Source organism: Bradyrhizobium sp. UFLA05-153, from assembly GCF_054185185.1.
Genome location: NZ_JBBIAM010000221.1, coordinates 1 through 7682 on the forward strand (window position 1 = coordinate 1; position 7682 = coordinate 7682).

The 7682-nt window shown below is 60.2% G+C and carries 8 protein-coding genes and 1 pseudogene; 6 read left to right on the forward strand and 3 right to left on the reverse strand.

All coding sequences use genetic code 11. The features are described 5' to 3' along the window. The first annotated feature begins 86 nt into the window (after positions 1 to 86). From Q2941_RS49735 to Q2941_RS49750, 4 genes and pseudogenes are all read left to right on the forward strand, one after another. Positions 87 to 539, forward strand: coding sequence for a cupin domain-containing protein (locus tag Q2941_RS49735; RefSeq protein ID WP_458197267.1), 453 nt, complete (start codon positions 87 to 89; stop codon positions 537 to 539). Between the two features lie 152 nt (positions 540 to 691). Next, positions 692 to 1048 carry an Mth938-like domain-containing protein gene (locus Q2941_RS49740; protein WP_458197268.1) on the forward strand — a complete coding sequence of 119 codons (357 nt, stop codon included), beginning with the start codon at positions 692 to 694 and terminating at the stop codon, positions 1046 to 1048. Positions 1049 to 1162: 114 nt separating this feature from the next. Then, on the forward strand, positions 1163 to 1621 hold the full coding sequence (locus tag Q2941_RS49745) for a YbhB/YbcL family Raf kinase inhibitor-like protein (RefSeq protein WP_458197269.1): 459 nt from the start codon (positions 1163 to 1165) through the stop codon (positions 1619 to 1621). 118 nt (positions 1622 to 1739) lie between these two features. Further along, positions 1740 to 2817: pseudogene (locus Q2941_RS49750) on the forward strand (CapA family protein). A gap of 164 nt (positions 2818 to 2981) precedes the next feature. On the opposite strand, the gene Q2941_RS49755 reads toward Q2941_RS49750, so the two are convergent. Then, entirely contained in the window at positions 2982 to 3206 is a 225-nt protein-coding gene (locus Q2941_RS49755) for an alpha/beta fold hydrolase (RefSeq protein WP_027527786.1), read from the reverse strand. Between the two features lie 327 nt (positions 3207 to 3533). Here Q2941_RS49755 and Q2941_RS49760 point away from each other — a divergent pair, with 327 nt between their 5' ends. After that, positions 3534 to 3989 carry an SRPBCC family protein gene (locus Q2941_RS49760; protein ID WP_254107286.1) on the forward strand — a complete coding sequence of 152 codons (456 nt, stop codon included), beginning with the start codon at positions 3534 to 3536 and terminating at the stop codon, positions 3987 to 3989. A 278-nt stretch (positions 3990 to 4267) separates the two neighbouring features. On the opposite strand, the gene Q2941_RS49765 is transcribed toward Q2941_RS49760, so the two are convergent. Next, positions 4268 to 4660: a cysteine rich repeat-containing protein gene (locus tag Q2941_RS49765; protein WP_458197270.1), complete on the reverse strand. Its 393-nt coding sequence runs from the start codon at positions 4658 to 4660 to the stop codon at positions 4268 to 4270. Positions 4661 to 5266: 606 nt separating this feature from the next. Here Q2941_RS49765 and Q2941_RS49770 point away from each other — a divergent pair. Then, on the forward strand, positions 5267 to 6706 hold the full coding sequence (locus tag Q2941_RS49770) for an acetamidase/formamidase family protein (protein WP_254107288.1): 1440 nt from the start codon (positions 5267 to 5269) through the stop codon (positions 6704 to 6706). Positions 6707 to 6776: 70 nt separating this feature from the next. Here the strand turns inward: Q2941_RS49770 and Q2941_RS49775 are convergent, their stop codons facing one another. Beyond that, a complete protein-coding gene (locus tag Q2941_RS49775) occupies positions 6777 to 7211 on the reverse strand; it encodes a DUF4440 domain-containing protein (protein WP_458197271.1) in 435 nt (144 codons plus the stop codon). Positions 7212 to 7682 lie beyond the last annotated feature (471 nt).

Sequence of the window (7682 nt, forward strand, 5' to 3'; positions counted from 1 at the left end):
TGCTCGGTGAAATTGCAGAGAAGCATGTACGTGGACATGTCGATTCTCCTTTGACAAAGAAGCAATGGACTTAACGGGTCCACGTCGTGGATTATGCCATACTGCCTGACCCCGCCCAACCACCAAGATCCCCGCCGCTGCACACCCACTCGCGCGAGGACGAACTGGTCTACGTGGTGCAGGGGCAGCTAATCGCGCGGGTCGGCGATGCCCGCGTCGAGGTGGGGCCGGGCGCCTACGCGGCTCTTCCCGGCGGTGTGCCGCATACGATCGAGGTGGTCGGCGACCAGGCGACCCTGCTGCTCAGCTTCGTGCCGGGTGGGCTGGAGCGCTTTTTGGTCCCCCGGGACGGGGCGGGACCGTGCCGGAGCGAGTTCATCCTGAAGAGGCTCTCTCGAACTCTCCCGAAACCCCCTCCGGGCGACCTGCGACACTTCAACCCGACCCAGCGCTTGCCCGATAGCAGGCTGCGCCATACGTTTCCGCCGAGGGGCCATCCTGAGAGGCTGAGGAGAAATAAAGATCGGACGCGGGGCTAACGGCGCGGTGCCTCCATCGAAGCTGGCCGACCTGGCGTGAAGCAGTCCAGGATCCGGCGGTTGACCGGGAGCAACGTCGTCGGAACAGCACCGATATGGCGCGCGTCTGCCGAGGCGGAGTCACGGCCTCGTGCGGAGATTGGAAACAGGCCATGGAGATCGATCGCACCACGTTCGGCACCATCACGATTGACGGAAAAACCTATGAGCACGACGTGATCATTCGTCTCTCCGGCGAGGTGGTGAAGCGAAAGAAGAAGCTATCGAAGAAGTACTACGGCACCTCTCATGTCCTCTCGAAGGACGAGGCGAAGTTCGTCTTTGAGAACGGATGCGAGCAGCTCATTCTCGGCTCGGGCCAGTTGGGCAATGTGCATCTATCGCCGCAAGCTGCGGCGTATTTCGTGAAAAAGGGCTGCAAGGTGCTGTTGCAGCCGACCCCTGAGGCGATCCGTACGTTCAATAGGTCGCATGCGAAAAAGATAGGGCTTTTCCACGTCACGTGCTGAATCGGGCAGGCGCCAGCTGCCACTACGCGGCGGCCGGAATCCTCGACGAGACGTCCTATACCCCGCGAGGACCGGGCGGCGGGCGCCGACATCCCAGCAACCAGGAGGCAACCAATGCAGCTCAGCTCAAATGCCTTTTCTGGCGGCTCAGCGATCCCGCGCCGTTTCAACTGCGATGCAGAAGACCTCTCCCCACCGTTGGACTGGCAGGCCGCACCTGAAATGACCGCCAGCTTCGTCCTCCTTTGTGACGACCCTGATGCGCCCTCAGGCACATGGCACCATTGGGCCGTTTACGACATTGACGCCGCACAAACAGCACTTGCCGAGGGCGCCAGCCACGGCAGTGGCGCTGTACAATTCAAGCAGGCGATCAACGACTTCCACCGGGTGGGCTACGGCGGCCCCTGCCCGCCCCGCGGTCACGGACGTCACCGCTATCATTTTCGTTTGCTGGCGTTGTCGGTCGACCACCTGTCGCTCGGCGCGAAGCCCTCCTGCCGCGAGGTCGAGCGAGAAGCACGCCGGCATCTTATCGCCGAAGCGACCCTCGTCGGGGTCTATCAGCGATAACCTTTCCCCTGACTACCCGACGCAGGTGATCAGGCGAGTGAGCAAGAGCATGTCCAATCGCGCCGATATCGACAAGACGGGTCCGCCGGGGATGAGAATATTTCTCTGCGGCGATGTGATGCTCGGGCGTGGCATCGACCAGGCGCTGCCCTACCCGTGCGCACCCGCCCTACACGAAGAAGCGATGAGATCCGCTGCCGCATATCTGCAGCTGGCAGAGCGAGCGAATGGCCCGATTCCCCGGCCCCTGAATTTCGCCGAGGTTTGGGGCGCGGCTATGGAGGAATGGAGCCGCGTGCAGCCGCATGCACGCATCCTCAATCTCGAGACCAGCATCACGCGCAGCGACGCTTATGATCCAAAGGGCATCAACTACCGGATGAGTCCTGAGAACGCTGGTTGCCTGACCGCAGCCGCCTTTGACTGCTGCGCGCTGGCCAACAACCACGTTCTCGATTGGGGTCGGACTGGACTGCTCGATACCTTGGCCAGGCTGGAGCAGTTGCACATCAAAACCGCCGGCGCAGGTCGCGATCTCCGGCAGGCGAGCGCACCGGCAATCCTAGAAATTACCGGATATGGGCGGCTGATCGTACTTTCGTTTGCCGTAGTAACGAGCGGAGTTCCTCGGGCATGGGCGGCAAAACCCGATGCCGCCGGAGTCAATCTGGTGCCCGACCTTTCCAAAGCTCTAGTCGGGGCGATTGCCGATCAGGTGGACCAACTTAAGCGACCGAAGGACGTTGTCATCGTTTCAATTCATTGGGGGGAACTGGGGCTACGAGATCACGGAAGAGGAACGGCGATTCGCCCATGAGCTGATCGAACGAGCCGGCATCTCGATCCTTCATGGGCATTCTTCGCATCACGCAAAGGCCATCGAAGTCTACAAAGATCGTCTCATCCTCTATGGATGCGGTGACTTCCTGAACGACTATGAAGGCATCGGCGGCCACGACGAGTTTCGCGACGATCTTGCGCTCATGTATTTTGCCCGCATCGATCCCACCAGCGCCGACCTTGTGGCGCTTGAAATGGTTCCCCTGCAAATCCGCAGGTTTCAGCTAATCCGCCCATCGCACGCTGATGTTAGCTGGCTGCAACAATCCCTCGATCGAGACAGTCAAGAAGTGGGAGCGCATGTCCACCTTACATCGGACGGGCGTCTGTCGCTTTCTTGGGCACAGACTTTTTGATCGACCAACTACTGCCGTCGGCACGCCCGACGACGGAGCAGTCGCGCGAGATAACGGATGCAAGTCGTCCCGCGGCCTCCGCCCCTGATGCCTGACGCCTGCGCCGCCGTTCTCCGACGATTGGATGTCGAGGTCACCCGGTGCCGTGCGGATCGGTCGCTAAACTAGCGCAGCGTCTCGACCGTCTCGACCTGCTCACGGATGAGCCTCGCGACATCCGACGCATGGGTCGCGATCATGAAATGACTGGCGCCGGGAACGGTCACCAGCGACGATCTGGAGACTGCGTTAGTCAGCACCTCGGCGACGCGCTGAACGACTGGATGACCGCGCTCGCCTCGCACGAAGAGGCTTGGCGCAGTGATGCCTGCATAGGCGGCAATCGGCATATCGAAACCCCACGGTTGCGACCGCCGCCGCATCGATCGGGAGCGGATTCCTCGTCCGACCAGCGAGCTCGCACATGCCTTCACTATGAAAAGGACCGACTAAGGGCTGGCGAAGTGCGTACCCAATCAGCAGGCGGCGTCGGGCCTCTGGCACTGAGACATTCGTGGGGTCGTTGGCTGCGCAAGCGGTGTCGCGACCATGGCGCGACGGCCCTGGTCTGTCACCGCGCGGATGGTGCAGCCACCTCGCGGGGCCTATCCTGGGAGAAAGGCTTGCCCTACCTTCCCCGCTGCAGGTGGCAGGCATGACAGCTGTGGAGGAAACCGATGCAAGAGGCACTCGTCGTCCGCCGCGAGACGCACATCCCGGCGCCGCGCGCCGCGGTATTCGCGTTCCTCACTGATCCGGAGAAGATCCTCCGGTGGATGGGAACGGAGGCGCAGGTCGATCCTCAGCCCGGCGGGCTCTATCTCGTCAACGTCACCGGCGCTCGCTTTGCCCGTGGGTCCTTCCGCGAGGTGGTGCCAGTGCACCGCCTAGCCTATAGCTTCGGCTGGGACGGCAGCGAGGTGGTACCGCCGGCGTCAAGCCTGGTCGAGATCGACCTGATGGAGCAACCGGACGGAACGCTGCTGCGCCTGACCCATACGGGCCTGCCCAGTGCCGAGCAATGCGCCGGCCACGCAGAAGGTTGGGCCCATTACCTCGACCGGCTGGCCGAGGTCGCAGCGGGACGCGACCCGGGCCCGGACCCCTGGCACGGCCGTACTGGTAACGATTGAACGCGGTCGCACCTCAGCCGATGCGACGCGATCATCGCCGCCTGCGCCGCATGGCCCGTCTTGATGATTAGCGGCTGGCGCAGAAGCTGCCACCTCTGCCCTCCGGCGCGGCGTTGCATCTGGGCGAGATACTGTGGGGCGAAACGGCGAGGTCGGAAGCTTTCCGTCCCGAGCGCTGGATGAGCAATCTTGTTTCTTGGGTAGCTCTGTTCGCTGATGCAGGCCTAACGCAATTTGTCCCCCTTGTAGTGAGGGCTCCGGGTCGCGGACAATGATTTCTAAAGATCCCCTCCCCCCAAGATTTTCTTGCCCGCTGCAGCCTGGGACATCGCATCCCTGCAGGGATCGCTCACCTCTGCCATGTGCGATTTTATGCAGGCTCTGATACCGCCGGTGCCCGGCACAATACCGGCACACAGGTTCGTAACATCGGTCTTGCACACCTTTGCGGTCACCGCCCCCGTGAGCACTCGGTCCTCGCAGGTTGGCGACAGATTGGTCAAGTGCGATTTTATGCAGGCCTTGATCCGGCCTTCGCCGGGCTGAACGCCGGCGCACAGTGTCTTGATATCGCCGGCGCAGGGCTTGCCCGCCTGCTGTGCCACGGCGACAGACCCTGACAGCAGCAGCAGCACTGTCAAAATAACAAGCCCAGATTGCATTCCTGCCATTTTAGATCCCTCTATGAGATGCAAAAGGGCGGATTTGGGGTAATATCCGATAATATCCGAAGGCCGGCCGCGTCGTTAGAACGACGCTGCCGGGACGCTATAAGCGGTTTGTGAAGATGGCACAAAGCGTAGCGCGCGAAGAGTGGCCCGTACTGCGCATCGCATTTCCGCCTTGGGTCAAGAGCGTTGTTTTGAACATCTCTCGGCCTCTTCCGGTGTTCACCGTTAAGCAGACCACTTCAGAGTGGCGTCGGACTTCGCATTAGCGCCAAGGGCAGACGTCTCAGCCTGCTGCGATCTTGTGCGCCCAATCGGAGATGGTGCCGATCGCAAGCGGCATGCTGCCGACTTGACAGTGCGCTTGGGCCTGCTCCTGCGCGGTCATCTTCGCTCCCAAAGCTGCGACAAGAGAACGTAATGATTCCCGGGCCCCAGGCGTTTGGACAGCGTGGCTGTCGGATTACATCGCTTGCGGTGAAACAAGTTTGAGCGTTGGATTCCGCGGGTGGGCCAAGCGAGGCTAGTTTGGCTTGATGCGGGCCGCAATTCCTGCGGGTTACCAAGCCACCTCCTGCCCGGCTAATTCGTCAGAGAGGAGTTACCATCATGTGCGCAGGCGATGATCAAGCGTGCCCGCAATTTGAGCTCCATCGACAGAAACTCCTCGAGGACCTCGACCAAGAGCGGCGCGCATTCCTTAAGAGCGCATTCGCCGCGGGCGGTGGCGCGGCCGCGTTGGCTGCGAGCGGCACGCTGGCCACTCCGGCATCGGCGCAGACTAAGCCCGGCCAGCCGACCTACCACTACTTGCCGGCCAACTCGGACACGGTGCATTGGGGCTATTTCAGCAAGCTATTAAAGCCTCAGCTCGAACTGGATTCGGGCGATTACATCACCATCGAGGCCGTGACCCACCACGCCGGCGACGATGTCGAACGTATGGTCAAAGGCGATCCGGGTATTGAGAGCATTTATCTTTGGACCAAGGATAAGAAGGGCGTCAATCGCCGTGGGGCCGGCCCGATCGACGGTAAGCAGCTCGGACGCGGCGCAGGCGAAGGCTTCGGCGTGCATATCTTGACCGGTCCAGTTTTTGTTCGCGGCGCCGAGCCGGGCGATATCATTGAAGTCCGCATCATGGATGTAATGCCCCGGCCTTGCGCTAATCCGGCGTTCCCGGGCAAGTCATTCGGCAGCAACGCGGCGGCCTGGTGGGGCTTCCATTACAATGATCTGCTCACTGAACCGAAGCCGCGCGAGGTGTGCACGATCTACGAAATCGACACCAGCGGGCAGCAAAACTGGGCGCACGCGGTCTATAACTTCCGCTGGGTGCCTCAGACCGATCCGTATGGCGTGGTGCACAAGATCATCGACTATCCCGGCGTGCCGGTCGACCATTCGATTGTGCAAGAGAGCCACAACATCCTCAAAAACGTCCGCATCCCGATCCGACCGCATTTCGGAGTCATGGGCCTGGCGCCAAAAGAAGCCGACGTCGTCGATTCTATTCCGCCGAGCTATTTCGGCGGCAACATCGATAATTGGCGCATCGGCAAAGGCGCGACCCTGTACTATCCGGTCGCAGTGCCAGGCGGCTTGCTCTCAGTCGGCGACTCGCACGCCGCGCAAGGCGATTCTGAATTGTGCGGCACCGCCATCGAAATGTCGCTGACCGGGACCTTCCAGCTTATCCTGCATAAGCAGAATTCACTGAGCGGTTCGCTCGCCGGGCTGAATTACCCGCTGCTTGAGACGCAGGACGAATGGGTTCTGCACGGATTCAGCTTCCCCAATTATCTCGCGGAGCTCGGCCCTACGGCGCAGCAGGACATCTACAAGAAATCCTCGATCGATCTCGCGCTAAGGGATGCGTTTCGCAAAATGCGTGGCTTCCTAATGACCACTAAGGGACTGACCGAGGACGAGGCGATTTCGCTCATGTCCATCGGAGTCGACTTCGGCGTCACGCAGGTGGTCGATGGCAATTGGGGCATCCACGCGATCATCAAGAAGAACCTGTTTGCCGGTATAGCGACGGCTTGACGCTCTAGGACCCATGAAGCCGGACAACCATATGCCGGAGACGAGAATGTAGTTCCCGCAACCAAATTCCTCAGTTCTTCGGAAGAACGTGAGGCGAGGAATGGTGATGTGCAATGCACCGCTCATCTCCGTGCTTGGTGATGAGCATGGTGAAGCGCGACGGAGCCGGCACTGGCTTGCCATCCACTATACGAGTAAACGTGTAGAAGCCGGCGACAACGGCGGCGCTGTCGTTGATTGTTGTTGTGCGCCGCTCTTCAATCGTGTTCGTGTTGCCGCTTCCTTTTATGGGCGTGAAGTATTTTACTATCGCTTGCGTCCCCTCGGAGATGACTGGACTAACAGTTCCGAGAAGGATTGCGGCCGGACAATAGGTCTTAGCAATGGTCTCTGGATCGTTGGTGCCATAAGCGGCTGACCAACGATCTACTGCAGCAATTGCATCTTCCGACGGGCCAGCCAACGCTAGAGTGGATGACACCATCGCCATTGCAAATAGATGCAACCCTAATAACTTGTGCCATTTCTTCCCCCCTTCGAAATGAGTACGATCTTTTGAGAGGGTCTAGGCTGGCTAACACAGTTATCGCAACTGGGTTATACATACACGGCGGTGCCGCTAATGGAATTGTCCGGCCGCGCGTATTCGACGGGAGGCGCCTAACAGGACGGCTATGGACAATGAGCCGACATTTTTAACTCAAATTCTATCGGGGAAACGGATGATAAAGCCGCCGACTCATGCGCACGGCTTAACGATATGTCAGTGCACGAACTGCAAATCACAGATACCGACCGTAATTTGTCGCAGCATCTAATCCCGACGTCTTATCAAGGCTGGAGGTCCCCATGACTACGGACGCAGCCGAATTCGCATCGCATCGATTCTCGACGCGCGGGCTTCCGGAGCGGATGAGAGTCCCACTATGGCGAGAGAACTTTGGGCGAGGCATAGTCCACGTCGATATAGAGCCCC

Bases quoted from the DNA above. Each gene is read 5' to 3' on its own strand.
- Q2941_RS49770 (WP_254107288.1), top strand. From the start codon at position 5,267: ATGTGCGCAGGCGATGATCAAGCGTGCCCGCAATTTGAGCTCCATCGA.
- Q2941_RS49765 (WP_458197270.1), bottom strand. From the start codon at position 4,660: ATGGCAGGAATGCAATCTGGGCTTGTTATTTTGACAGTGCTGCTGCTG.
- Q2941_RS49760 (WP_254107286.1), top strand. From the start codon at position 3,534: ATGCAAGAGGCACTCGTCGTCCGCCGCGAGACGCACATCCCGGCGCCG.
- Q2941_RS49745 (WP_458197269.1), top strand. From the start codon at position 1,163: ATGCAGCTCAGCTCAAATGCCTTTTCTGGCGGCTCAGCGATCCCGCGC.
- Q2941_RS49755 (WP_027527786.1), bottom strand. From the start codon at position 3,206: ATGCCGATTGCCGCCTATGCAGGCATCACTGCGCCAAGCCTCTTCGTG.
- Q2941_RS49740 (WP_458197268.1), top strand. From the start codon at position 692: ATGGAGATCGATCGCACCACGTTCGGCACCATCACGATTGACGGAAAA.